Source organism: Tabrizicola thermarum, assembly GCF_003574395.1.
GTDB classification, from domain to species: Bacteria; Pseudomonadota; Alphaproteobacteria; order Rhodobacterales; family Rhodobacteraceae; genus Tabrizicola; species Tabrizicola thermarum.
The window spans coordinates 307,002-329,330 of record NZ_QMJY01000013.1 but is presented as its reverse complement, the minus strand read 5'-3'; the positions used below and the strand labels follow the sequence as shown (position 1 = coordinate 329,330).

At 66.7% G+C, this 22,329-nt stretch carries 26 protein-coding genes and 1 other annotated feature; of the genes, 13 read left to right on the top strand and 13 right to left on the bottom strand.

What is annotated here, in order from left to right; all coding sequences use genetic code 11:
- Positions 1–675: a COQ9 family protein gene (locus D5084_RS06415; RefSeq protein ID WP_128514683.1), complete on the bottom strand. Its 675-nt coding sequence runs from the start codon at positions 673–675 to the stop codon at positions 1–3.
- 107 nt (positions 676–782) lie between these two features.
- Between D5084_RS06415 and rpsU the strand changes: the two genes are divergently transcribed.
- Positions 783–989 (top strand): 30S ribosomal protein S21, encoded by a 207-nt coding sequence (rpsU, locus tag D5084_RS06410; protein WP_128514682.1) that lies wholly within the window; start codon positions 783–785, stop codon positions 987–989.
- 243 nt (positions 990–1,232) lie between these two features.
- Entirely contained in the window at positions 1,233–1,823 is a 591-nt protein-coding gene (locus tag D5084_RS06405; RefSeq protein ID WP_128514681.1) for a TetR/AcrR family transcriptional regulator, read from the top strand.
- Here the strand turns inward: D5084_RS06405 and D5084_RS06400 are convergent.
- Entirely contained in the window at positions 1,820–2,278 is a 459-nt protein-coding gene (locus tag D5084_RS06400; protein ID WP_128514920.1) for an Lrp/AsnC family transcriptional regulator, read from the bottom strand. The genes D5084_RS06405 and D5084_RS06400 overlap by 4 nt on opposite strands.
- A gap of 147 nt (positions 2,279–2,425) precedes the next feature.
- On the opposite strand from D5084_RS06400, the gene ald reads away from it, so the two are divergent.
- Both ald and D5084_RS06390 read left to right on the top strand, forming a co-directional pair.
- Positions 2,426–3,544 (top strand): alanine dehydrogenase, encoded by a 1,119-nt coding sequence (ald, locus tag D5084_RS06395; RefSeq protein ID WP_128514680.1) that lies wholly within the window; start codon positions 2,426–2,428, stop codon positions 3,542–3,544.
- Positions 3,545–3,606: 62 nt separating this feature from the next.
- Positions 3,607–4,215, top strand: coding sequence for a protein-methionine-sulfoxide reductase heme-binding subunit MsrQ (locus D5084_RS06390; RefSeq protein ID WP_128514679.1), 609 nt, complete (start codon positions 3,607–3,609; stop codon positions 4,213–4,215).
- A 54-nt stretch (positions 4,216–4,269) separates the two neighbouring features.
- Here D5084_RS06390 and mscL read toward each other — a convergent pair whose 3' ends face one another.
- Both mscL and D5084_RS06380 read right to left on the bottom strand, forming a co-directional pair.
- On the bottom strand, positions 4,270–4,647 hold the full coding sequence (gene mscL, locus D5084_RS06385; RefSeq protein ID WP_202910033.1) for a large-conductance mechanosensitive channel protein MscL: 378 nt from the start codon (positions 4,645–4,647) through the stop codon (positions 4,270–4,272).
- A gap of 153 nt (positions 4,648–4,800) precedes the next feature.
- On the bottom strand, positions 4,801–5,748 hold the full coding sequence (locus D5084_RS06380; protein WP_128514677.1) for an L-threonylcarbamoyladenylate synthase: 948 nt from the start codon (positions 5,746–5,748) through the stop codon (positions 4,801–4,803).
- A 113-nt stretch (positions 5,749–5,861) separates the two neighbouring features.
- Between D5084_RS06380 and D5084_RS06375 the strand changes: the two genes are divergently transcribed.
- Entirely contained in the window at positions 5,862–7,565 is a 1,704-nt protein-coding gene (locus D5084_RS06375) for an acyl-CoA dehydrogenase (RefSeq protein ID WP_128514676.1), read from the top strand.
- 42 nt (positions 7,566–7,607) lie between these two features.
- Here D5084_RS06375 and D5084_RS06370 read toward each other — a convergent pair whose 3' ends face one another.
- The 6 genes from D5084_RS06370 to D5084_RS06345 all read right to left on the bottom strand — a co-directional run bounded on the left by D5084_RS06370 (position 7,608) and on the right by D5084_RS06345 (position 12,598).
- Entirely contained in the window at positions 7,608–8,528 is a 921-nt protein-coding gene (locus tag D5084_RS06370) for a universal stress protein (RefSeq protein WP_128514675.1), read from the bottom strand.
- A gap of 14 nt (positions 8,529–8,542) precedes the next feature.
- On the bottom strand, positions 8,543–10,033 hold the full coding sequence (locus D5084_RS06365; RefSeq protein WP_128514674.1) for a SulP family inorganic anion transporter: 1,491 nt from the start codon (positions 10,031–10,033) through the stop codon (positions 8,543–8,545).
- Between the two features lie 66 nt (positions 10,034–10,099).
- Positions 10,100–10,157 (bottom strand) — a sequence feature (sul1 is cis-regulatory element that is thought to sense ions involved in sulfur or methionine metabolism; They are found in Alphaproteobacteria).
- Between the two features lie 51 nt (positions 10,158–10,208).
- Complete coding sequence (locus D5084_RS06360; RefSeq protein ID WP_128514673.1) at positions 10,209–10,385, bottom strand: Trm112 family protein; 177 nt, start codon at positions 10,383–10,385, stop codon at positions 10,209–10,211.
- Entirely contained in the window at positions 10,382–11,038 is a 657-nt protein-coding gene (locus tag D5084_RS06355) for an LON peptidase substrate-binding domain-containing protein (RefSeq protein ID WP_128514672.1), read from the bottom strand. Before D5084_RS06355 ends, D5084_RS06360 begins: the two co-directional genes overlap by 4 nt.
- Positions 11,039–11,065: 27 nt before the next feature.
- Entirely contained in the window at positions 11,066–11,968 is a 903-nt protein-coding gene (gene trxA, locus D5084_RS06350; RefSeq protein ID WP_128514671.1) for a thioredoxin, read from the bottom strand.
- A 72-nt stretch (positions 11,969–12,040) separates the two neighbouring features.
- On the bottom strand, positions 12,041–12,598 hold the full coding sequence (locus tag D5084_RS06345; RefSeq protein WP_128514670.1) for a DNA-3-methyladenine glycosylase I: 558 nt from the start codon (positions 12,596–12,598) through the stop codon (positions 12,041–12,043).
- Between the two features lie 115 nt (positions 12,599–12,713).
- Between D5084_RS06345 and D5084_RS06340 the strand changes: the two genes are divergently transcribed.
- From D5084_RS06340 to yddG, 5 genes are all read left to right on the top strand, one after another.
- Entirely contained in the window at positions 12,714–13,568 is an 855-nt protein-coding gene (locus tag D5084_RS06340) for an EAL domain-containing protein (protein WP_128514669.1), read from the top strand.
- 254 nt (positions 13,569–13,822) lie between these two features.
- Entirely contained in the window at positions 13,823–14,998 is a 1,176-nt protein-coding gene (locus tag D5084_RS06335) for an acetyl-CoA C-acetyltransferase (RefSeq protein ID WP_128514668.1), read from the top strand.
- Positions 14,999–15,106: 108 nt separating this feature from the next.
- Entirely contained in the window at positions 15,107–15,832 is a 726-nt protein-coding gene (locus D5084_RS06330) for a beta-ketoacyl-ACP reductase (protein WP_128514667.1), read from the top strand.
- A 67-nt stretch (positions 15,833–15,899) separates the two neighbouring features.
- Positions 15,900–17,039: a sugar-transfer associated ATP-grasp domain-containing protein gene (locus D5084_RS06325; RefSeq protein ID WP_128514666.1), complete on the top strand. Its 1,140-nt coding sequence runs from the start codon at positions 15,900–15,902 to the stop codon at positions 17,037–17,039.
- Positions 17,036–17,896, top strand: a complete 861-nt coding sequence (gene yddG, locus D5084_RS06320) for an aromatic amino acid exporter YddG (RefSeq protein ID WP_128514665.1) — start codon at positions 17,036–17,038, stop codon at positions 17,894–17,896. The genes D5084_RS06325 and yddG overlap by 4 nt, the downstream gene beginning before the upstream one ends.
- Here yddG and D5084_RS06315 read toward each other — a convergent pair.
- The 3 genes from D5084_RS06315 to D5084_RS06305 form a co-directional block, all read right to left on the bottom strand.
- Positions 17,893–18,057 carry a YdcH family protein gene (locus tag D5084_RS06315; protein WP_128514664.1) on the bottom strand — a complete coding sequence of 55 codons (165 nt, stop codon included), beginning with the start codon at positions 18,055–18,057 and terminating at the stop codon, positions 17,893–17,895. The genes yddG and D5084_RS06315 overlap by 4 nt on opposite strands.
- A 101-nt stretch (positions 18,058–18,158) precedes the next feature.
- Complete coding sequence (locus D5084_RS06310) at positions 18,159–18,917, bottom strand: tRNA1(Val) (adenine(37)-N6)-methyltransferase (RefSeq protein WP_128514663.1); 759 nt, start codon at positions 18,915–18,917, stop codon at positions 18,159–18,161.
- Complete coding sequence (locus D5084_RS06305; protein WP_128514662.1) at positions 18,907–19,131, bottom strand: putative signal transducing protein; 225 nt, start codon at positions 19,129–19,131, stop codon at positions 18,907–18,909. The genes D5084_RS06310 and D5084_RS06305 overlap by 11 nt, the downstream gene beginning before the upstream one ends.
- A gap of 84 nt (positions 19,132–19,215) precedes the next feature.
- On the opposite strand from D5084_RS06305, the gene D5084_RS06300 reads away from it, so the two are divergent.
- The 3 genes from D5084_RS06300 to D5084_RS06290 all read left to right on the top strand — a co-directional run bounded on the left by D5084_RS06300 (position 19,216) and on the right by D5084_RS06290 (position 22,326).
- Positions 19,216–20,196 carry a polyprenyl synthetase family protein gene (locus D5084_RS06300; RefSeq protein WP_128514919.1) on the top strand — a complete coding sequence of 327 codons (981 nt, stop codon included), beginning with the start codon at positions 19,216–19,218 and terminating at the stop codon, positions 20,194–20,196.
- Between the two features lie 230 nt (positions 20,197–20,426).
- A complete protein-coding gene (locus tag D5084_RS06295) occupies positions 20,427–21,260 on the top strand; it encodes an FHA domain-containing protein (RefSeq protein ID WP_128514661.1) in 834 nt (277 codons plus the stop codon).
- Positions 21,241–22,326 carry a PP2C family protein-serine/threonine phosphatase gene (locus D5084_RS06290; RefSeq protein WP_238382543.1) on the top strand — a complete coding sequence of 362 codons (1,086 nt, stop codon included), beginning with the start codon at positions 21,241–21,243 and terminating at the stop codon, positions 22,324–22,326. The genes D5084_RS06295 and D5084_RS06290 overlap by 20 nt, the downstream gene beginning before the upstream one ends.
- Positions 22,327–22,329 lie beyond the last annotated feature (3 nt).

Below are 22,329 nucleotides of genomic sequence, written 5' to 3'. Positions count from 1 at the left end.
TCAACCTTGATGGTGGCCGGGAAGGTCGTCCGGCCTTCTTGGGGCACGAATGCTTGCGAAAATCTTTCCGGGACCGGCCATGAGCGCCTTGCCCAGCGGATTTTCCCGGAAGGATGCCTTCAGCTTTTCCACCTGCATCACCTGGTCGATGCGGCGGTCGAGGAAGTCCCAGGTTGCCTGATGACCTGACGAATCATCGCCAAGCCAGAACAGGACAGTGGCCCCGTAGACAGCCGAAAGCGTCGCACGCTTGGTGTACCAGTTCAGATCGTCCGAGCTGTCGCTAAGCGCGGTCCAGATCGCGTCGGCGGTGCCCCAGAGCGCCCGGGCGCCGTCGGCCGCGTGATGCGGCAAGGAGAACAGGGCGCTGCCTCGCCGCACCAGTTCGCGGTCCGCAAGGTCAAGCCGCACTTGCACGGCGCGGGCGATCCGGTCGCGGAAGCGCAGGCCCGAAAGGTCCATCTGGCCCAGTCGGGCCGCCATTTCGGCATCGCCGCGCCGGTGATAGGCCAGCGCGAGGTCGACGCCGCCGCGCGGGAACAGAGACCGCGCCAGGCCAGTGGCAATGCCCGCATCGGCGGCCGCTGCCGCCAGGGTCTTGTCCGACCAGCCATCAAAGGGCACATGCACCAGGGCAGCGTCCAGAAGCTGCGCCTTCACCGGGTCTTCGGCCATTTCCGTCACTCCTGTGCTGTCGGTGGACAAGCCACCCGGTGTTTGTTATAGGCCGCGAGCCTGCACATCATAGTGCAACTCTAGCTTAGGAAGGTGGTGACAACCACATGCAGGTCAGCGTCCGCGACAATAACGTCGAACAGGCTCTCCGTGCTCTGAAGAAAAAACTTCAGCGTGAAGGCGTGTTTCGCGAAATGAAGCTCAAGCAGCATTTCGAGAAGCCCTCCGTCAAGAGGGCGCGGGAACAGGCCGAAGCGGTCCGCCGTGCAAGGAAACTTGCCCGGAAGAAGCTTCAGCGCGAAGGCGGTCTTTAAGGCGTCAGCGACACTGGGGAAGCGATTCCCGCCCGATCAACCCCCGCGCCCCCGGCCCGGGGGTTTTTCATTGCCCTAAGACCGTCTGCGAACCCCGGACAGACAGGCTGCCTGCAACTGAGGATTGTATGGCGAAATCGTGGCGGCGGCATGTTGCAACTGGGGCGGGTATCAACAGATTATTTCCAATTTGTGCCACATTTAGCTGTTTGCCGGTGGCCCGGAGCGCCGTAGGTCTGGGGCATGACGCAGCTACGCAAACATCCCCGCCAGAACCGTTCTCGTGCCAAGGTCGCGGGCATTCTTGCCGCCGCAGCCGATATCGTGTCGGGCCGCGGGCTTGAGGCGGTGACGACCAACGCGGTGGCGGCGCGGGCCGGGATCTCGATCGGGTCGCTCTACCAGTATTTTCCGCACAAGGCGGCGCTGCTGGCCGCGCTGATCCGGGACGAACGGGCGAACCTTCTGGAGGCGGTGGAGCGGATCGTCAGTTCGGATGCCGCGCTGAACCTGTCGGACCTGGTCGACGAGTTGATCGAGGCCACGGTTGCCCATTATCTGGCGCGGCCGGCCTTGTCGCGGACGCTGAACCTGGCGCGGACCCAGCTGCCGCCCGACCCGGCTGCGGCCGAATTTTCGGCGCGGATCACCGTGCTGATCGCGGCGCGGCTGGACGAGTTGAAGGTCGAGCGCCCGGAAACCACGGCGCAGGACATTCTGGCGATCCTGCACGGCATGATCGACGCGGCCAGCGAAGCGCATGAGGGCGACCGCTCGGCCCTGGCCGACCGCACCCGCCGCGCGGTGATGGGTTATCTTCAGGTCGCCGCCTAGACCGCCAGCGCGGTCGTCTTGACCACGGTCCGCAGCGCGAAGCTGGACTGCATCTGCCGCACGCCCGGCAGGCGCGACAGGAACTGGCGGTGGATGCGGGCGAAGTCCTCGGTATCTTCGGCCATCAGCTTGAGCAGATAGTCCGCCGTCCCCGCCATCAGGTGACATTCCAAGAGGTCCGGCACCTTGGCCACCTCGCGTTCGAAGGCGTCCAGCAGGTCTTCGGCCTGGCTTTGCAGGGTGATCTCCACGAAGACCGTGGTCATCCGCCCCAGGCGCCGCGCGTCCAGAAGCGCGACGTAGCCTGCGATATACTTCTCTTCCTCCAGCCGCTGCACGCGCCGATGACAGGCCGAGGGCGACAGGTTCACCGCCTCGGACAGTTCGGCGTTGGTGATCCGGCCGTTCTTCTGCAACACGGTCAGGATGCGGCGGTCGGTGGCGTCAAGGTCCAGGGCCATGGAAGATTCTGCGCTTGTTGGCTGGTTCGTCCGAAGAATCTACGCCGGATGCAGCAAAGCGCCAACCAGAATTCAAAGCATCGTCAGGAAATCGGATCAGGATTGCTTGCACAGGGACCAGGTCCCAAGAGGGAGGAAATCATGAGAATCGGATGCCCGAAAGAGATCAAGCCGCAGGAGTTCCGCGTCGGCATGACGCCCGACGCCGTGCGGGAGGCTGTCAACCATGGCCATGAAGTGATGATCGAGGCCAGGGCCGGAATGGGCGCGGGCTTTGCCGATGCCGATTATGTGGCGGCGGGGGCGAAGATCGTCGACACGGCCGAGGAGGTCTTTGCCAAGGCCGACATGATCGTCAAGGTCAAGGAGCCTCAGGCGGTGGAGCGGAAGCGTCTGCGCGAAGGTCAGGTGCTGTTCACCTACCTGCACCTTGCGCCCGATCCCGAGCAGACCAGGGATCTTCTGGCCAGCGGGGCGACCTGCATCGCTTATGAAACCGTGACCGACGACCGCGGCGGGTTGCCGCTGCTGGCGCCGATGTCCGAGGTGGCGGGCCGTCTGGCGCCGCAGGTCGGGGCCTGGACCTTGCAGAAGGCCAACGGCGGGCGGGGCGTGCTGCTGGGCGGTGTGCCGGGCGTGTCGCCTGCCCGCGTGCTGGTCATCGGCGGCGGGGTCGTCGGCACCCATGCGGCCAAGGTCGCGGCGGGGATGGGCGCGGATGTCACCGTGCTGGACCGGTCGATCAACCGGCTGCGCTATCTGGACGATGTCTTTGGCGGCCAGTTCAAGAACGCCTATGCAAGCGCGGGGAACACAATTGCGCTGGCGCGCGAGGCCGATCTCATCATCGGCGCGGTGCTGATCCCGGGCGCGGCGGCGCCGAAGCTGATCTCCAGGGCGCAACTGAAGGAGCTGAAGCCTGGTGCGGCGCTGGTGGACGTCGCCATCGACCAGGGCGGCTGTTTCGAGACCTCGAGGCCGACCACGCATCAGGACCCGATCTACGAAGTCGACGGCATCATGCATTACTGCGTTGCCAACATGCCCGGCGCCGTGGCGCGCACCTCGACGCAGGCGCTGGGCAACGCGACGATGCCCTTCATGCTGGCGCTGGCCGACAAGGGCTGGAAGAAGGCCTGCGCGGACGACAAGCACCTGTTGAACGGTTTGAACGTGCATGCGGGCAAGCTGACCTACGAGGCGGTCGGGGTTGCGCTGAACATGCCGGTGATTTCGGCAGCGGAGGCGCTGAAACTCTGATCCGGATCACGACGGATCCGCCGGGTTCCGGCGTATGTGGGGCACCAGACAACAGGTGCCCCATGACATTTCTCGGCCAGAAACCCTCGACCCTTGTCCTCTGGGTCGTGCTTTCCATCCCCGCCATTCCCTTGATCGGCCCATTGTTCGGAGATGACGCGCAGGCCTTCCACCGCCTGCTGCATCCGACAGGGGAATGGGCGGCGCGCTTCATGATCATCGGCATGATGGCCTCGGGCCTGATGCTGCTGTTCAAGGGACGCCAGTGGCCGCGCTGGCTGGTCCACCACCGCCGCGACATCGAGGTGGCGGCCTTTGTCTATGCGGCCCTTCACACCGTGATCTACGTCATCGACCGCGGCACCTGGGACCGGATCGTCGAAGCCCTGCCTCATACCGACATCTGGACCGGCTGGCTGGCCATGCTGATCTTCGTGCCGCTGGCGGTCACCTCGAACAGCGCCGCGCAACGCTGGCTGCACGCGGGCTGGAAGACGCTGCAACGCTGGGCCTATCCTGCTGCCGTGCTGGTCCTGATCCACTGGGCCGCCCTGCACAACTGGGGCAGCTGGCCGCCCGCCGCTGTGCATTTCGGCCCGCTTGTGGCGCTGTGGGCCTATCGGCTCTGGTACTGGTATCTGCGGCCGCGCGCGCCGATTGCTGCTGCCTGAAAAAGATCGACCCGCAGGATTGCTCCCGCGGGCCGCTCCGATCCCGAACCCGGCTTACTTCGCCTTCAGCGTTGCAAGGATTTCCTTCAGCAGCTCATTGTCCGTCGGACCGGCCGGGGCGGCCGGAGCCTCTTCCTTCTTCGGCATCAGCCGGTTCACCGCCTTCACGATCAGGAACACCACCCAGGCGACGATCAGGAACTTGATGATCGCGGTGATGAAGTTGCCATACATGAATTGCGCTTCGCCGATGCCGAAGCTGAGGCCGCTGAAGTCCACCCCGCCGACGATCAGGCCGATAAGCGGGTTGATGATGTCGTCCACAAGCGAGGTGACGATGGCCGTGAAGGCAGCCCCGATCACAACACCGACGGCCAGATCAAGCACGTTGCCACGCGCAATGAAAGCTTTGAATTCGTTAAGCATTTCCACGGTTCCCTTGGTTGTCCCGCCTTGGATGGCCGGAGGTCTGATTGTCCGGGCTCTCTGGCCCGGGCGAACTATCGCACAGGTAAAACGAAAATTGACGGGGAAAATTCGCCGTTTCTTGCACCGGCATTTTCATGGCGACGGAAAGGTTTCGGTCTAACCCGACCGGGGTGCCGCGGCCCGGCGCAGCCGATCATTGATCGCGCGACCAAGGCCCTTTTCGGGCACCGGGGCAAAGGCGATGTGTCCGCCGGGTCCGGCCAGCCGGTCTGCCTCGCGCAGGGTCTGGAACAGGCGGGCGGCGGCCTCGACCAGGTCGCCGCTGTCCGACAGGGTAAGCGCACCCTTGACCGGGCCGAAGCCGACAAGAACCTCGCCCGCCTGCGCGCTGGTCGCGTTCAGGCGCACGCCCGCCTGCGGTGCATAGTGCGAGGCAAGCTGACCGGGCGCGGTGGGTCTTGAGGAGGGGGTGCCGATGGCAAGCGAGGTCCCGAGGGCGGCCTCCAGCGCCTCGACCGGCAGGCCACCGGGGCGCAGGAGGACGGGATCGGGATCAGCCAGCAGGATCGTGGATTCCAGTCCCACGGCGCAGGGGCCCCCATCCAGAACGGCGGCGATGCGGCCCGAGAGGCCGTCCAGCACATGCTCGGCCCGGGTGGGCGAGACGCGGCCCGACGGGTTGGCCGAGGGCGCGGCGACCGGGCCGCCGAAGGCGCGCAACAGACGTTGCGCAAGGGGATGGGCCGGAACGCGGATCGCGACGGTGGGCAGGCCAGCGGTGACCAGCGGCGAGATCCCGGCATCGACGCGCAGGGGCAGGACCAGGGTCAGCGGTCCGGGCCAGAAGGCCGCAGCAAGGTCGCGCGCCCTGGGGCCGATGTCGGCAATCGCCTCGGCCGCGGCGAGGTCGGGCAGGTGGACGATCAGCGGGTTGAAGCTGGGACGGCCCTTTGCGGCGAAGATCCCCGCCACGGCCCGGTCCGACCGCGCGTCGCCGCCAAGGCCATAGACGGTCTCGGTCGGGAAGGCGACCAGTTCCCCCCGGCGCAGAAGCCCTGCGGCCTGCGCGATGCCTGCGTCATCGGGGGAAAGCAAAAGGGTCATGGGCGTCTGACGCAGCGTCCGGCTTGAAGGCTTGGGCGAAAGGACTAGCCTTGCTCGGGGCCTCCCTTACGGCAGGTCCCCTGTTTTGCCAAGGCTTGCCACGGGAGAGGTCCATGCCCTATCGCGCTCCGGTCAAGGATATCCGGTTCATCCTGGATCACGTCGTGGGCTTTGCGGAGGTTGCGGCCACGCCGAGGTTTTCCAGCGCCACGCCGGACCTGACCGAGGCTATCCTGGCCGAGGCGGGGCGGATTTCGACGGATGTGCTCGCCCCGCTGAACCGGGCGGGCGATCTGAACCCGGCGCGGCTGGAGAACGGGGCGGTGGTGTCCTCTCCCGGCTATGCCGAGGGTTACCGCGCGATTGCCGAGGGCGGCTGGGTCGGGATGGCGGCAAGCCCGGAGCATGGCGGGATGGGCCTGCCGATCGCGCTGGCGCTGTCGGTGGACGAGATGATGTCGGGCGCCTGTCTGGCGTTGCAGCTGAAGCCGCTCTTGTCGAAGGGCCAGATCGAGGCGCTGGAGCATCACGGCTCGGACGCGCTGAAGGCGCTGTATCTGCCGAAGCTGACTTCGGGCGAATGGTCGGGGACGATGAACCTGACCGAGCCGCACGCGGGGACCGACGTGGGGTCGCTCCGGTCGAAGGCGGTGCCGAAGGGGGACGGGACCTATGCGGTCAGCGGGCAGAAGATCTTCATCACCTGGGGCGACAGCGATCTGGTGTCGAACGTCTGCCACCTGGTGCTGGCGCGGCTGCCGGACGGGGTGCCGGGGACCAAGGGGATCAGTCTGTTCATGGTGCCGAAGTTCCTGCCCGACGCGGCGGGCAATCCGGGGGCCCGCAACAGTCTGCGGGTGGTCAGTCTGGAGCACAAGCTGGGCATCCACGGCAGCCCGACCTGCGTGATGCAGTTCGAGGACGCGACGGGCTGGCTGGTCGGAGAACCGCACAACGGGATGGCGGCGATGTTCACGATGATGAACAACGCCCGGCTGTCGGTGGCGGCGCAGGGGGTGGGCGTCGCCGAGGCGGCCTTGCAGCACGCGCTGGCCTATGCCGAAGGGCGGCGGCAGGGGGTGACTCCGGTATCGCAGGACGGGGCGATCATCGAGCACGCGGATGTCCGCCGGATGCTGGCCGCGATGCGCGCCGAGGTCTTCGCGGCGCGGTCCATCGCCCTTTCCTGCGCGGTGGCGATCGACATGGCGACGGCGACGGGCGCGGCGGACTGGAAAGCGCGGGCGGCCTTCCTGACCCCCATCGCCAAGGCCCACTGCACCGACATCGCCTGCGAGGTGGCGCATCAGGGGGTGCAGGTGCACGGCGGCATGGGCTTCATCGAGGAGACCGGGGCGGCGCAGTTCCTGCGGGATGCCCGCATCCTGCCGATCTACGAGGGGACCAACGGGATCCAGGCGATGGACCTGGTGGGGCGGAAGATGGCGGACGGGGGCGAGGTCGCGTTCCGGCTGATCGACGAGGTCCAGCGCGGGGCCGAGGCGGCGCGGGCGAAGCTCCCCGATCTGGCGGGCGATGTCTGGGCGGCGGCCGAGGCGCTGCGGGAGGCGACCGAGGCGCTGGTGGCGATGGGGCTGAACGACCGCTTTGCCGGGGCGGTCGCCTATCTGCGGGCCTTTGCCCGGGTTCTGGGCGGGCAGGCGCATCTGAAGGCGGCGCTGGCGGACGCGGGCCGGGAGGCACTGGCCCGGGTCATGATCCGGCGGCTGCTGCCGGAACATGGCGCCCTTCTGGCGCAGGTCCGGGAAGGGGCGGCGGGGCTGTACGAGGTGGGGCCGGACGATCTGGCGGCGTGAGCTGCCCACGCGTGGGCAGATCTTGCGGGTCAGTGTTTTCAGTCACCTGCGCGTGGGCGTTAGGGTCTGGTTAACCGATCCCGCCGCCGCGCCTGCGTCCTGGCGGATCAGCACCACCGGCACCTTGCAGGACCGGATCATCGCGGTCGTGGTGGACCCGATGATGAGGCTGCGGATGCGGCTGTGGCCATAGGCCCCCATCACCAGCATGTCGAACTGCGCCTCATCCACCAGCTTGCCGAGGGCGGTTTCCGGCTGGCCGGGCAGGATCGAGGTCTCGGCCGCAATCCCGGCGGCCTTCAGCATCGCCCTGGCATCGTCCAGACCCTTGACCGCTTCGGGCGTGGCATGGCCCACGGTCACCACATGCACGCTCAGCCCCTGAAACAGCGGGCTGCGGGCGATGTGATCGACGGCCTTCATCGCCGAAGCGCCGCCATCGTAGGCGACCAGCACCTTCGAGATCGGCTTGAACGCGCGCGAGGCGACGAAGACCGGCTTGTGGCTGGCGCGCACGATGCGTTCGAGGTTGGAGCCCAGATGCCCCCTGGCGAAATCCGCCGCCTCGCCGCGCTTGCCGATCAGGATGACGCGGGCGTCCTTTTCGACTTCGGCCACCGTCTCGACGATGTCGCCGTGGCGCAGGCGGGTGGTGATCTCATGCACTCCGTCGCGGTCGAGGATCGCGCGGGCGTCTTCCAGAATGGCCCGGCCCCGGTGGCTGATGAGCCTGGCGCGTTGCGCGTCAAGCTCGGCCAGTTGGTTCAGGAGTTCCGTCCGCGCGCCAAGCCTGATCGCGCCCGAGCGGTCATGGGTATCCGCGGCCTCGCGGCGGCCGAGGACGTGGATCAGTTCCACCGGCGCGCCGGTGCGTTGCGAAATCCAGGCGGCGTGGTCGCATACGCTGGCCGAATAGACGGAGCCATCCACGAGGGCGACGATCTTCTGCGGGTGTTCGGTCATGTCGTGGCCCTTTCTCAATGCGCCATCAGCTTGTCCATCGCGCCGGGCTTGTCATGGATCGCAAGCCTGTCGACGATGGTTTCGGAGGCGGCGTTCATGCCGACGATCTCGACCTCGGCCCCGTCACGGCGGAATTTCAGGACCGCCATGTCCAGCGCCTGCACCGAGGAGATGTCCCAGATATGCGCGTCGGTGACGTCGATCACCACGCGGTCAAGGGCTTCCTTGAAGTCGAAAGCGGCCATGAAATCCTCGACCGAGGCATAGAAGAGCTGGCCTTCCACGCGGTAGGTGCGGGTGCGGCCGTCGGCGGTGATCGTGCTGGTGACGCGGAAGAGCTGGGCGATCTTGCCGGCGAAGAAGATGCCGGAGAGGAGAACGCCGAGGAGGACTCCGATGGCGAGGTTGTGGGTGTAGACGACGGCAGCCACCGTCGCCAGCATGACGACCGAGGAGGAGCGGGGATGGGTGGCAAGGTTCCTGATCGAGGACCAGGAGAATGTGCCGATCGAGACCATGACCATGATCGCCACCAGCGCGGGCATCGGGATCTGGCTGACCCAGTCGCCAAGGCCCACGCAGAAGATCAGGAGCATCACACCGGCAAAGGCGCAGGACAGCCGCCCGCGTCCGCCGGATTTCACGTTGATCATGCTTTGCCCGATCATCGCGCAGCCCGCCATGCCGCCGATGAAGCCGGTGGCGGTGTTGGCAAGGCCCTGGCCGATGCATTCCTGGTTGCGGTCGGATTTCGTGTCGGTGAGGTCATCGACCAGCGATTGCGTCATCAGGCTTTCCAGAAGGCCGACGACCGCCACCGCAAGGGCGTAGGGGAAGATGATCTGGAGCGTTTCCAGGTTCAGGGGCACGTCCGGGATCAGGAAGACCGGCAGCGTGTCGGGCAGCGCGCCCATGTCGCCCACCGTGCGGACGTCCCAGCCGAAGGTCATGGTCAGGGCGGTGAGGACGACGATCGTGACCAGGGGCGAGGGGATGGCCTTGGTGACATAGGGAAAGAGGTAGATGATGGCGAGGCCGGCGGCGACGAGGGCATAGGTCGCCCAGGTGACCTGCCGGGGGTCAAGCTCGGGCAGTTGGGCCATGAAGATCAGGATCGCCAGCGCGTTCACAAAGCCGGTCATCACCGATTTCGAGACGTAGCGCATGACAAAGTCCAGCCGGGCAAGGCCCATGGCGATTTGCAGCAGGCCGGCAAGGATGGTCGTGGCCAGGAGGTATTGCAGGCCGTGGTCGCGGACCAGCGTGACCATCAGCACGGCGGTCGCCGCCGTGGCGGCCGAGATCATCCCGGGCCTGCCGCCTGCGATGGCGGTGATGACGGCGATGGAGAAGCTGGCGTAGAGGCCGACCTTCGGGTCTACGCCCGCGATGATGGAGAAGGCGATGGCCTCGGGGATCAGGGCGAGGGCGACGACAAGACCGGACAAAAGGTCGGGCTTGATGTTGCCGGACCACTGATTGCGGTAGGCGTCGAGTGCAATCACGAAAAATCCGTTCGGGACCAATCCGCCGGCGACCGACGGTTGATCTGTGGCATGGGTCGGTTTGACGGTGGTCCGGCGGATCGGCGGCCGGAAGAGCCAGCCGGGAGTTGCACCCGGCTCCAAGTTCGCTGGCGGATCAGTAACGGGCTTTCAGCGGATTGCCAAGGCGGAAAGCCTAGTCCACCTCGCGCGCCTCGCTGAGCAGCATGACCGGGATGCCGTCGCGGATCGGGAAGGCGAGGTGCGCGGCCTTGGAGACAAGCTCCTGCCGGTCGGCGTCATAGGTCAGGACAGCGTGGGTGACGGGGCAGACCAGAGCCTCGAGCATGCGGCGGTCGGCGGCCTCGGTCATTGCAGGATCTCTTCGTCGGCGCCGCCGCGCAGGGCGAATTCGATCAGCGTGACCATGGTCTCGCGCCGGGTGACGAGAGTCGGGGCTTCGAGAAGCGCCTGCTTGTCCTCGGGCGAGAAGGGGCAGAGCATGGAGAGCGAGTTGATGAGAAGCTCTGTCTCGGCCTCCTTGAGGCTGTTCCAGTCGGTGGAAAGGTTCAGCTTGGTGAAGTAGCGCCCGAGCAGGCCCATGAAATCCTCGCGCCGGAAGCCGGGGTCGTCTTCGGTGGGGCCGAGGTCGCGGGTGAAGGGCGCCCAGTCCACCAGACAGCGGCGGTAGGGGGTGAAGCCTTGCACCTCCTCGCGGACGCGAAAGCGCGAGATCCCCGAGAGGGTAATCATGTAGCGACCGTCCTCGGTTTCCGAGAACCCGGTCAGGCGGCCTGCGCAGCCGATGGCCTGGAGCCGCTTTTCCCCCGCGCGCCTTTCGCTGGCCGGCGTCTCGCGCGGCTGGATCATGCCGATCAGCCGATGCGGGGTCTTCAGGCAATCCTCGATCATCGCCAGATAGCGGGGCTCGAAGATGTGCAGCGGCAGGCGTGCCCGGGGGAGCATGAGCGCCCCCGGCAGGGGAAAGACCGGAATCGTGTCCGGCAGGTCGGCTGCGGTGAACATGATCCCCAAACTAGCCCAGGAACCGACTTAGGCAAATATCATCGACGACAGCTTGCGACGGCCGGCCAGCACGATGGGGTCCTGCGGCTTGAGCGCCTCGAAGATGGTGAAAAGCTGCGTCTTGGCGGCCCCGCCGTTCCATTCCCGGTCGCGGCGGAACAGTTCGAGAAGCTCGTCCACCGCCTCTTTCGGATTCCCGGCGGCCAGAAGCGCGGCGGCCAGATCGAAGCGGGCCTGATGGTTGTTCGGGTCGGCCTCGACGGCGGCGCGCAGTTCGGCCACGGGGCCGGCCTTCGCGGCCAGTTTCGCCAGTTCCAGCTGCGCGCGGGCGGCGTCGAGTTCCTTGGACTTCGCCAGCTTGCCGGGTGCCGCGGCGATCAGCCCCTCGGCCTGGTCGAAGTTGTTCAGCGCAAGGTGGGCCCGGATCAGCCCGCCATAGGCGGCGGCGTTTTCCGGGTCCTCGCCCAGGATCGCGGCGAAGGTTTCGGCGGCATCGACGGCAGCACCTTCGGCCAGCATGTCCTCGGCCGCCTGGATCGCCTCGGCCAGGCCGCCGTCCCCGGCCAGCGCCGCGACGCGGTCGATGAAGGCCTTGAGCTCCGATGCAGGCACGGCGCCCTGAAAGCCGTCGACCGGCTGGCCCTGCCAGAAGGCATAGACCGTGGGGATCGACTGGATGCGCAGTTGTGCAGCGATGCGCTGGTTCTGGTCGACGTCGACCTTGACCATGCGCACCTTGCCCTTGGCGGCGGTCACGGCGGATTCGAGCATGGGCCCGAGGGTCTTGCACGGGCCGCACCAGGTGGCCCAGAAATCGACGATGATCGGCACCTCGCGGCTGGCCTCGATCACGTCGGCCATGAAGGTGGCCTCGGTTCCGTCCTTGACGAGAGTAGCGTCGGCTTGCGGTTTTTCGCCCATACCCAGCATTCGGACCTCCGAAAGGATGTTTGGCCTTATATGGCGGTTGCGGCGCGAAAGGCCAAGGGGTCAGCCCCAGGATCAGCCCCAGTCGCAGGCGGCGATGTGGTCGTTGACCAGACCTGCGGCCTGCATGAAGGCATAGGTGATGGTCGGGCCGACGAAGGTGAAGCCTTCGCGCTTCAGGGCCCTGGACATGGCCCGCGACTCGGGCGTCTGGGCCGGGACCTGGGAAAGGGTTGCAGGTCTGGGCCCCGGCGGCGGGGCGAAGGACCACAGGAACGGAGAGAAGCCCTCGCGCGCCTCGATCCGCAGGAAGGCCTGCGCGCCGCGGATCGTGCCCTCGATCTTGCCGCGGTGGCGGACGATGCCCGGGTCCTGCATCAGGCGGGCGACCTCGGGCTGTCCCCAGGTGGCGAGGACGCCGGGATCGAAGCCCCGGAAGGCGGCGCGGAAGCCGTCCCGCTTGCGCAGGATGGTGATCCAGGACAACCCGGCCTGGAAGGATTCGAGGATCAGAAGCTCGAACAGGCGTTTCGGATCCTGCTCGGGCCGACCCCATTCGCGGTCGTGGTAGGCCTGATACAGCGGATCGGTCCCGCACCAGGGGCAACGGTTCGAATTTTCCGTATTTTCCATACGCAGACCTTCGGATTTCGGGCAGGGCGAATTGGAACAAAATGCGAATATTGACGTTCCGTTTACCCGGGCCGGACTAGGCTGTCGACAAGGAACTGACCGGCCGGGGGTGTGCATGAGTTTCATCAAGGAACCAAGGGTTTCGAAATTCGACCGGGACCCCGCCACGTCCAGCCCGCTGAACGTGGCGATTTCGGAGCAGGACCGCGATACCCTGGCGATGGTTGCCTCGGCGCTGAAGGATCGGCGGATGCGCCTGGCCTTCCAGCCGGTGGTCTATGCGGCGGACACGTCGCTGATCGGCTTCTTCGAGGGGTTCATCCGCCTCTTGAACCTGCGCGACCAGGTCATCCCGGCCCGCGATTTCATGGCGGCAGTGGAACAGCGGCAACTTGGCCGGGACATCGACTGTGCGGCGCTGCAACTGGGGCTGATGGCGATGCAGCGCAATCCGCAGATCCGGGTTTCCATCAACATGTCGGCCCGGTCGGTCGGCTATCGGCCGTGGATGGACCTGCTGAACCGCGCCTTGCAGGACAGCCCGCGCCTGGGCTCCAACCTGATCCTCGAGATCAACGAGGAATCGGCGTTGCAGGTCCCCGATGTGCTGAAACCCTTCATGTCCGAGATGCGCGAGAAGGGAATCGTCTTTGCGCTGGACGATTTCGGGGCAGGCATGACATCGCTGCGCCTGCTGGAAGAGCTGGATTTCGAGATCGCCAAGATTGACGGCGTGCTGGTGAAGGATGTCGACCGCAGCCCGACGGCGAAGTCGGCGGCGCGGGCCGCAATCGCCATGGCGCAGGAGCTGGGCATGTATGTGGTGGCCGAATCGGTGGAAACCGAGGGTGAGGCGAACTGGCTGCGCGACGCCGGGGTGGGGTGCCTGCAGGGCTATCTGTTCGGGGCCCCGACTGTCACCCCGGACTTTCGCGCCTTCCGCCACGGGCGGCCGAATCTCGCCGGCTGATGCTGGCGCAAGACGGGACTGGGGGGCAGCCGGACCCTGCGGCACCCATCCCGGCGGCAGGGCGTGTCCTCTGGCCCGGCAGGACGGCAAAGAGCGGGCGCGACCGGCAGATGCGGAGCGGTCTGCGGTACCTTGCCCGCAGACCACCATCCTTCTTGCAAGTGCAGCAAGATGCCCTTAGGGCATGAAGGGATGCGGCGCGAAGCCCCTCGTGCCGTGGCGCACCCCTCGGGCGCTTGTGGGAGAGGAACCAGATGACCAATGTCGTAATCGTGTCGGCGGGCCGCACCGCTGTGGGCAGCTTCAACGGCTCTTTCGCCAATACCCCGGCGCATGACCTGGGGGCCGCCGTGATCGAGGCGGTGGTGGCGCGAGCCGGGATCGACAAGGCCGAAGTCGAGGAGACCATCCTGGGCCAGGTGCTGACCGCCGGCCAGGGCCAGAACCCGGCACGGCAGGCGCATATCAAGGCCGGTCTTCCCAAGGAGTCCAGCGCCTGGTCGCTGAACCAGGTCTGCGGTTCGGGGCTGCGGGCGGTGGCGCTGGGCGCGCAGCATGTGCAGCTGGGCGACGCGAAGATCGTCGTCGCGGGCGGACAGGAATCGATGTCGCTGGCCCCCCATGTCGCGCATCTGCGCGCCGGGCAGAAGATGGGCGACCTGAACTTCATCGACTCGATGATCAAGGACGGGCTCTGGGACGCCTTCAACGGCTATCACATGGGCCAGACGGCAGAGAACGTCGCCAACCAGTGGCAGATCAGCCGCGACATGCAGGACGAATTCGCCCTGGCCAGCCAGCTGAAGGCCGAGGCGGCGCAGAAGGCGGGCAAGTTCAAGGACGAGATCGTGCCCTTCACCGTGAAGACCCGCAAGGGCGACATCGTGGTGGACCAGGACGAATACATTCGCCACGGCGCGACCATCGAGGCGATGCAGAAGCTGAAACCCGCCTTCGTGAAGGACGGCTCGGTCACGGCGGCGAATGCCAGCGGTCTGAACGACGGCGCGGCGGCGGTGGTGCTGATGACGGCGGAAGAGGCGTCCAGGCGCGGCCTGACCCCGCTGGCGCGGATCGCGTCTTATGCGACGGCGGGTCTGGACCCGTCGATCATGGGCGTCGGCCCGATCCATGCCAGCCGCAAGGCTCTGGCCAAGGCGGGCTGGAAGGTCGGCGACCTGGATCTGGTCGAGGCGAACGAGGCCTTCGCGGCGCAGGCCTGCGCGGTGAACAAGGACATGGGCTGGGACCCGGCGATCGTGAACGTGAACGGCGGCGCGATTGCCATCGGCCACCCGATCGGCGCGAGCGGAGCGCGCATCCTGAACACGCTGCTGTTCGAGATGGGCCGTCGCGGCGCGAACAAGGGTCTGGCCACGCTGTGCATCGGCGGCGGCATGGGTGTCGCCATGTGTCTGGAACGCGCCTGAGCCTTTTCACTCGAAGAGCCGGATCGGGCGCGCAATAATCTTGCGCGCCCTCTTTCGTTTCGGTAACAGGATTTCAAGGAATACAACAGTATGCCGGGAGGAGGCAAAATGGCACGGGTTGCATTGGTCACGGGCGGGTCGCGGGGGATTGGCGCAGCGATCTCGGTCGCGTTGAAGGCGGCGGGCTACAGGGTTGCGGCGAACTATGCCGGCAACGACGAGGCGGCGGCGGCCTTCACCAGGGAGACCGGCATCCCGACCTACAAGTGGTCGGTCGCGGATTATGACGCCTGCGCGGCGGGGATCGCCAAGGTCGAGGCCGATCTGGGCCCGGTCGAGGTGCTGGTGAACAACGCCGGCATCACCCGGGACGCGATGTTCCACAAGATGACGCCGCAGCAGTGGAAAGAGGTGATCGACACCAACCTCACGGGCCTGTTCAACATGACCCATCCCCTGTGGTCGGGGATGCGCGACCGCAAGTTCGGGCGCGTCATCAACATCAGCTCGATCAACGGACAGAAGGGCCAGGCCGGGCAGGCCAACTATTCGGCGGCCAAGGCCGGGGACCTGGGGTTCACGAAGGCGCTGGCGCAGGAAGGCGCGCGGGCCGGGATCACCGTCAACGCGATCTGCCCGGGCTATATCGGCACGGAAATGGTGCGCGCCATCGACGAGAAGGTCCTGAACGAACGCATCATCCCGCAGATCCCGGTCGGCCGCCTGGGCGAACCGGAAGAGATCGCGCGGATCGTGGTGTTCCTTGCCGCAGACGAAGCGGGGTTCATCACCGGGTCCACCATCAGCGCGAACGGCGGGCAGTTTTTCGTCTGACCCCTTGCCAGGGGCGCCTGGCCACCGCTAGCACTGCGGCTTGCGTCCCCGGCTTGCAGGATCCAATTTGGCCGACACCACGACGATTCTGATCAACCGGCGACCGAGCCCGCGGTTTGACCTTGCCGGGGCGTTGACCCGCGCCGCCCGCGAGACCGGCTGGTCGCCGATGCGGATCGGCATGGACATGATCGGTCGCATGCTGGGCCAGCAACGGCTGCGCCCGGACGAATACTTTGTGCAGGGCGCATGGACGGGCGACAGGGCCGCGCGGTCGGCCTTTGTGGGCGCGACGTCCAACCGTCGGGTGAACCTGTCGCTGATCGCGAAGGGCGTGGATGACCAGACCCAGCTGATGGCCGACAAGTATCTGGCGGGACTGGTCTTGCAGGCCAACGGATATCCGGTGCCCGAGGTGAAGGCGGTCTATGCTGCGGCCAGGATGTTCGGCCCGACCCCAACATCGTGTTCGGCCGAAGAACTGGCGGGCTGGCTGGGAGAGCCGGGGCACTTGCCCGCCTTCGCCAAGCCGGTCAACGGGTCGATGTCGCTGGGCTCGGTGCCGCTGGCGGCGGCGGGGCCGGGCCGGGTGCATATCGGTGCGAAGGTGGTGGAGACTGCGGCCCTGGCGCGCGAGGTGGCGCGGCTTTACCCGCGCGGCTGGCTGATCCAGGAGCAGTTGCGCCAGCCCCCCGAGATCGAGGCGCTGATCGGACCGGGGATCGGGACAGTGCGGGTGGTGACGCTTTGGGAGGCAGAGGGGCCGCAGGTCTTGTACGCGGTCTGGCGGCATCCCGCGCCGGGGACCTGGGTGGATGCGGCGATCTTCGGCAAGCCGAATGTCGGCTGCGCGCTGGACGGCGAGGGAACGGTGACGGCGGCGCAGATGGGCGATCTGTTCAGCGGACGCGCGCTCACGCACAGCCTGGTCAATCCCGACCTGCCGCTGGTGGGCTATCGCTTGCCGCATTGGCCCGAGATCGTCGAGCTTTGCCGTTCGGCGCACCGTCTGTTCCCGGGCCATGCCCTGATCGGCTGGGACATAGCGATCACCCGGCGGGGTCCGGTGATCGGCGAGGTGAACTCGAACCCCTTGCACATGTCCTATCAGCGGGCCTATCGGCGCGGGTTCCTGCACCCCGAGCACAGGACAAGGCTGGATGCGGCACGGCAGCTGCTGCGCAAGCGCTGCAAGGGGGGGACATGAGCCGCACGCGCGCAACGCTGATCGGTTTCACGGCCGTCCTGATGTGGTCTCTGCTGGCGCTGTTGACCATCGGCAGCGATCCCGTGCCGCCCTTGCTGCTGAACGCGATCTGCTTCGGGATCGGCGGGGTGATCGGCCTTTTCTGGACGGCGCGCTCCGGGTTCGGCGTGCTCAAGACGGTCAGCTGGAAGGTCTATGCCTTTGGGACGGCGGGTCTTTTCGGCTATCACTTCCTGTATTTCACCGCGTTCCGATTGTCGCCCACCGCCGAGACCGGGTTGATCGCCTATCTCTGGCCCCTGTTCATCGTGCTTCTCTCGGGCCTTCTGCCGGGCGAGCGGTTGCGGAGCCGACATGTGATCGGCGCTCTGGTCGCCTTTGCCGGGGCCGCGGTGATCGTGCTGGGGCGTGGGGAGGATGCGGAAGGTTCGACCCTGGGGCTGGTTCTGGCCTTCCTCTGCGCGCTGACCTGGGCGGGCTATTCCGTCCTGTCGCGGCGGTTGGGCGAGGTGCCGACCGAAAGCGTGACGGTGTTCTGCCTGGCGACGGCGATCCTGTCGGCGGTCATCCATCTGGCGCTGGAAGAGACGGTCTGGCCGTCCGGGACCCTGGGTTGGGCCGCCGTGCTGGCGCTGGGGATCGGGCCGGTCGGCGCGGCCTTCTTCACCTGGGACATCGGGATGAAGCGCGGCGACATCCAGCTTCTGGGCGTCGCGAGCTATGCGGCACCGCTGTTGTCCACGCTGGCCCTGGTCGTCTCTGGTTTCGCCAGGCCAAACTGGAGCATCGCCCTGGCGGCGGTGCTGATTACGGCAGGTGCGACGCTGGCCGCAAGGGCCAGCGCCGGAAGGGATTAGTGGCTCAGCCGCTCGATTTCCTCTTTCAGGCGCAGCTTCTGCTTCTTGAGTTCCGCGATCTTCAGGGCATCTGTTGCGGGGCTGCGCTGAGCCTTTTCGACCATTTCCGAGAGCGTTTCGTGCTTCCTGCGCAGTTCCACCAGATGCGATGCGATCGTCATGGTCGTCCTCCTGTCAAAGCTATCCACGACAGGAAGTGCAGCACGAAACCCGAGTCGTGTCATCCCTTGTTACGGGCATGTGACAGAATGATGCGTCGAATTCAGCCGAACTGGTCCAGAAGGTCGGCACCATCCCGCAAGACGGCATTGGCGGCGGGCGTGTAGCTTTCGCGGTCGCCGTCATGCGCCGCGCCCTGGTGGATGACGAAGGGGGCGAGCAGGCGGAAGGGGGCGCGGCCTCCCTTGCGGGCGCGGAGAAGGACGCGCAGCGCGGGCCGACCGTCGCGCGGGGCCAGCGGCAGAACGGCGGCCGAGCCCATCTTGGGGGCCAGGGCGCCGAGGACCTCGGGCAAGCCGTCCGCGCCGCAGATGAGCGTCAGCCAGCCTCCCGGGCGCAGGCGGCGGGTTGCGGCGGCGACCCAGGCGGAGAGCGGCGTGTCGACCTGCATGGCGCGGGCGCGGGCGGCGACGGGCGAGGGGCTGCCCTGGGCGGGGTAATAGGGCGGATTGGCGATGACATGGTCGAAGTCTCGGCGCAGGGATGGGGGCATCCGGGTCAGATCGCCCTCATGCACCTCGACGGCGATGCCGTTGCGAAGGGCATTGCGGCGGGCGAGATCGGCATAGGCGGGTTGCAGTTCCAGCCCGGCGAGGGCCAGGCCCGATACGCGCAGGCCCAGGCACAGTGCCGCCGCGCCAGCACCGCAGCCAAGGTCCAGCACGCTTTGTCCCGGCTCGGCGGGGCAGGCGGCGGCCAGAAGCACGGGGTCGGTCGCGGCGCGGTAGCCCTTCAGCGGCTGCAAGAGGCGCAACCGGCCGCAGAGGAACTTGTCGTCCGACAGTTCGGCGTCAGCGAACATCGGCGGCGAGCGGAATGTCGTTGTCGCGCAGGATCGCGCGGGCGCGGAAGTGATCGCGGTCCGCCACCATCAGGCGCTGCGGCAAGATGCCCAGACTTCCGTCGAGGACGCTCATGTGGACGTCCAGCGGAAACGCCGCTATACCCTCGCCCTCAAGAAGGACCGTGGCAAAGGCGATCACCGTCGGGTCGGTCGTGCGCAGAAGTTCCTTCATCACTTCGGGTTACAACCGCGGGACGGGCGGGGCAAGGGCGGCAAGGTCATGGACGGGGCGGGCGAAGGCGCGGTGCAGGGAACGATGACACCGCAGGACAGGCTGAGCGCGCTTCTGGCCGAGGATATGGCGGCGGTGAACCTGCTGATCCGCGAGCGGATGGCCAGCGAGCACGCCCCGCGCATCCCCGAAGTGACGGCGCATCTGGTCGAGGCGGGGGGCAAGCGGCTGCGGCCGCTCCTGACGCTGGCGGCGGCCCGGATGCTGGGCTATGCGGGCGCGGACCACGTCAAGCTGGCCGCCACGGTCGAATTCATCCATACCGCGACGCTGTTGCATGATGATGTGGTGGACGAAAGCCAGCGGCGTCGTGGGCGGCCGACGGCGAACCTCTTGTGGGACAACAAGTCCAGCGTGCTGGTGGGTGACTACCTCTTTTCGCGCAGTTTCCAGTTGATGGTGGAAACCGGCAGCCTTCGGGTGCTGGACATCCTGGCCAATGCCAGTGCGACGATCGCCGAGGGCGAGGTGCTGCAACTGACCGCCGCGCAGGATCTGAAGACCGACGAGAGGATCTATCTGCAGGTGATCCGCGGCAAGACCGCGGCGCTGTTTTCCGCCGCGACCGAAGTGGGCGGGGTCATCGCGGGGGCGCCCGACGCGCAGGTGCGGGCGCTGTTCGACTATGGCGATGCGCTGGGGATCGCCTTCCAGATCGTCGACGACATCCTGGACTATGGCGGCTCGGATGCGGTGATCGGCAAGAACACCGGCGACGATTTCCGCGAACGCAAGCTGACGCTGCCGGTCATCAAGGCGGTGGCGAAGGCCGACGCGGAAGAGCGCGCCTTCTGGACCCGGGTGATCGAAAAGGGCGACCAGCGCGAGGGGGATCTGGCGCAAGCCGTGGCGATTCTGGCCCGCCATGCGGCGATTCTGGACAGCCGCGCCGAGGCCCTGGCCTGGGCCGAACGGGCCAAGGCCGCGCTGAACAACCTTCCCGAGCATCCGCTGCGGGACATTCTGTCTGAGCTTGCAGATTTCGTGGTGCGTCGCCTATCCTGAGCCGAAACAAGCGCCTGATCCGTGAAATGACCGGAATCAGATCACTTTTTGGACAAAGTCTCTGTTTAAAAATTGTGACATGTGGGCAATGGGCCCGGGTTCGACGGCGGCAGGGTTGGGCGATGCGGCAGGCCATGGAACTGGCCACGGCGCGCCCGTTGAGACCCTGGTAACCGTTGCCGGGTGAAGATGGATGGACCCGGGGCTTCTCCCGGGGTGGAGTGCGGAAGATGAAATTTTTCGACTGGCTGTTTCGTCGGAAGGCCAAGGCATCGCGCGCCGCCCGGTTCGACGGCAGCGAAGCCGAGCAGATCGAGGCCACGAAGGCCGTCATCGGTGCGGTCGCGCAGGGCAGCGGTCCGGCCGCCGGACGGTTTCCGAAGCTGTCGGATGGCAACCCGGAGGTGCTGACCCAGACCGCGAACAGCGCCGTGGTCGCCAAGGAAGGCCCGAAGCCGACGGTCAACATCTGGGAGATGGAAGAAGAGGCTGCGCCGCCCGCCCCGCCGCCGATGCCGACCCCGGCGCGCGAGATTTCCGCCGATGCGGGCGTGCGTCGGCGTGCGTCGCGGACCAAGACGCGTGTCCTTGGGTTCGAGCCGCAGCCGGCCTCGGTCGTGCCGCTGTTCGACGAGGGGCGGATGGACGACACGATCGAGCCGGGCGACAAGTCGGGCGTGGTGATGTATCCGACCGGCTGGCTGGTAATCAAATCCGGTCCGGGCCGCGGCGCGGCGTTTCCGGTGCTGCGGGGTGTGTCGCAGATCGGGCGCGGGTCCGACCAGACCATCGCGCTGGACTTTGGCGACATGGCGATCTCGCGGCAGCATCACGCCGCCATCGCCTATGATCCCATGACGCACCAGTTCCATCTTGGCCATGGCGGCAAATCGAACCTGGTGCGGTTGAACGGCAAACCCCTTCTGTCCACGTCCGTTGTCGGCGACGGCGACGAGATCCAGATCGGAGAGACGACTTTGGTGCTGAAAGTGTTGTGTACAGCTGACTTCAATTGGTCGGCAGTCGACTCCGAGGGGGACGCCGATGATATGGCGATCGCGTGAGCCACGGTATGACGTAGCCTCGGGCATCAGTCAGGGCGCACGGGACTATCAGGAAGACGCGATCACGGCCGATTTCCCCGTGGGGGCAGAGGCCGGCTTCGTGGTTCTTGCCGACGGAATGGGGGGCCATGCCGCCGGGGATGTCGCGTCGAAGATCGTCCTGACCGAAGTCTTCAGCGAGCTGAAGTTTCATTTCGCCGATGTGCGGTCGTTTGAGGCGCGGGCGCCCGAAATCCTGCGCAATGTCGCGGAATTCGCGAACGAGACCCTGCGCCAGCACACCCGCAGCCACCCGGAGACCGAGGGCATGGGCGCGACGCTGGTCGTCCCGGCCCTGGTCGAGAACCGGCTGTGGTGGATTTCGGTGGGCGACTCGCCCCTGTACCTGTTTCGCAACGGGCGCCTGACGCAGCTGAACGAAGACCATTCGATGGCGCCGCAGATCGACTTCATGGTCAAGTCGGGCCTCATGGATCCGGCGGTTGCCGCCAACCATCCCGACCGCAACTGTCTGATTTCGGTGCTGATGGGCACGCGGATCCCCAAGATCGACTGCCCGACCCGGCCCTTTGAGCTGCAAGCCGGGGATATCGTCCTGTGCGCATCGGACGGAGTGCAGTTCCTGACCAATGCGCAGATCGAGAAACTGCTGAACAGGTATCGCAAGGCCCGCTCGACCGAGATCGCCGAGAGGCTGCTGGACGAACTCGCCCGGCTGGACGATCCGGATCAGGACAACATCAGCTTTACCCTCATCAAGGTGAACGACGCCTCTGTCCGGCCGAGGCAGGAACGGCCGAGCGGCCCGTCGGCGTCTGTGGCGCGGCCGCGCCGGTTGACGACCGTCGCGCCGGAGCATCTTTCCCTGCCGATTGCCAGGCCCGCCCCCGCGCCGCAGCCCGCACCTGCCGTGTCGCCGCTGCCGCCGCAGCCCCTGCCCGAGCCGAAGCCGTCGCGGCCACCGCGCCAGGTTGTGCGGGCGGTGCAAGAAAGCAACCCTGATCCGCTGGTCGAGGATTTGTCCACAGCGCGGTTGCGGCCAAGGCGAGTCACCGTCATAAAGTAACAC

Excerpts from the sequence above, each read along its gene's own strand:
- D5084_RS06315 (WP_128514664.1), bottom strand. The coding sequence starts at position 18,057 with ATGACGATCGCATCGCATCTGGTGGAACTGCGCAGGAAGCACGAAACG.
- D5084_RS06295 (WP_128514661.1), top strand. The coding sequence starts at position 20,427 with ATGAAATTTTTCGACTGGCTGTTTCGTCGGAAGGCCAAGGCATCGCGC.
- D5084_RS06355 (WP_128514672.1), bottom strand. The coding sequence starts at position 11,038 with ATGTTCACCGCAGCCGACCTGCCGGACACGATTCCGGTCTTTCCCCTG.
- trxA (WP_128514671.1), bottom strand. The coding sequence starts at position 11,968 with ATGCTGGGTATGGGCGAAAAACCGCAAGCCGACGCTACTCTCGTCAAG.
- rpsU (WP_128514682.1), top strand. The coding sequence starts at position 783 with ATGCAGGTCAGCGTCCGCGACAATAACGTCGAACAGGCTCTCCGTGCT.
- D5084_RS06330 (WP_128514667.1), top strand. The coding sequence starts at position 15,107 with ATGGCACGGGTTGCATTGGTCACGGGCGGGTCGCGGGGGATTGGCGCA.
- D5084_RS06390 (WP_128514679.1), top strand. The coding sequence starts at position 3,607 with ATGACATTTCTCGGCCAGAAACCCTCGACCCTTGTCCTCTGGGTCGTG.
- D5084_RS06305 (WP_128514662.1), bottom strand. The coding sequence starts at position 19,131 with ATGAAGGAACTTCTGCGCACGACCGACCCGACGGTGATCGCCTTTGCC.
- D5084_RS06405 (WP_128514681.1), top strand. The coding sequence starts at position 1,233 with ATGACGCAGCTACGCAAACATCCCCGCCAGAACCGTTCTCGTGCCAAG.
- D5084_RS06335 (WP_128514668.1), top strand. The coding sequence starts at position 13,823 with ATGACCAATGTCGTAATCGTGTCGGCGGGCCGCACCGCTGTGGGCAGC.
- D5084_RS06300 (WP_128514919.1), top strand. The coding sequence starts at position 19,216 with ATGACACCGCAGGACAGGCTGAGCGCGCTTCTGGCCGAGGATATGGCG.
- D5084_RS06310 (WP_128514663.1), bottom strand. The coding sequence starts at position 18,917 with ATGTTCGCTGACGCCGAACTGTCGGACGACAAGTTCCTCTGCGGCCGG.
- ald (WP_128514680.1), top strand. The coding sequence starts at position 2,426 with ATGAGAATCGGATGCCCGAAAGAGATCAAGCCGCAGGAGTTCCGCGTC.
- D5084_RS06290 (WP_238382543.1), top strand. The coding sequence starts at position 21,241 with ATGATATGGCGATCGCGTGAGCCACGGTATGACGTAGCCTCGGGCATC.
- D5084_RS06370 (WP_128514675.1), bottom strand. The coding sequence starts at position 8,528 with ATGACCGAACACCCGCAGAAGATCGTCGCCCTCGTGGATGGCTCCGTC.
- D5084_RS06415 (WP_128514683.1), bottom strand. The coding sequence starts at position 675 with ATGGCCGAAGACCCGGTGAAGGCGCAGCTTCTGGACGCTGCCCTGGTG.
- D5084_RS06360 (WP_128514673.1), bottom strand. The coding sequence starts at position 10,385 with ATGACCGAGGCCGCCGACCGCCGCATGCTCGAGGCTCTGGTCTGCCCC.
- yddG (WP_128514665.1), top strand. The coding sequence starts at position 17,036 with ATGAGCCGCACGCGCGCAACGCTGATCGGTTTCACGGCCGTCCTGATG.
- D5084_RS06375 (WP_128514676.1), top strand. The coding sequence starts at position 5,862 with ATGCCCTATCGCGCTCCGGTCAAGGATATCCGGTTCATCCTGGATCAC.
- D5084_RS06340 (WP_128514669.1), top strand. The coding sequence starts at position 12,714 with ATGAGTTTCATCAAGGAACCAAGGGTTTCGAAATTCGACCGGGACCCC.
- D5084_RS06345 (WP_128514670.1), bottom strand. The coding sequence starts at position 12,598 with ATGGAAAATACGGAAAATTCGAACCGTTGCCCCTGGTGCGGGACCGAT.
- D5084_RS06380 (WP_128514677.1), bottom strand. The coding sequence starts at position 5,748 with ATGACCCTTTTGCTTTCCCCCGATGACGCAGGCATCGCGCAGGCCGCA.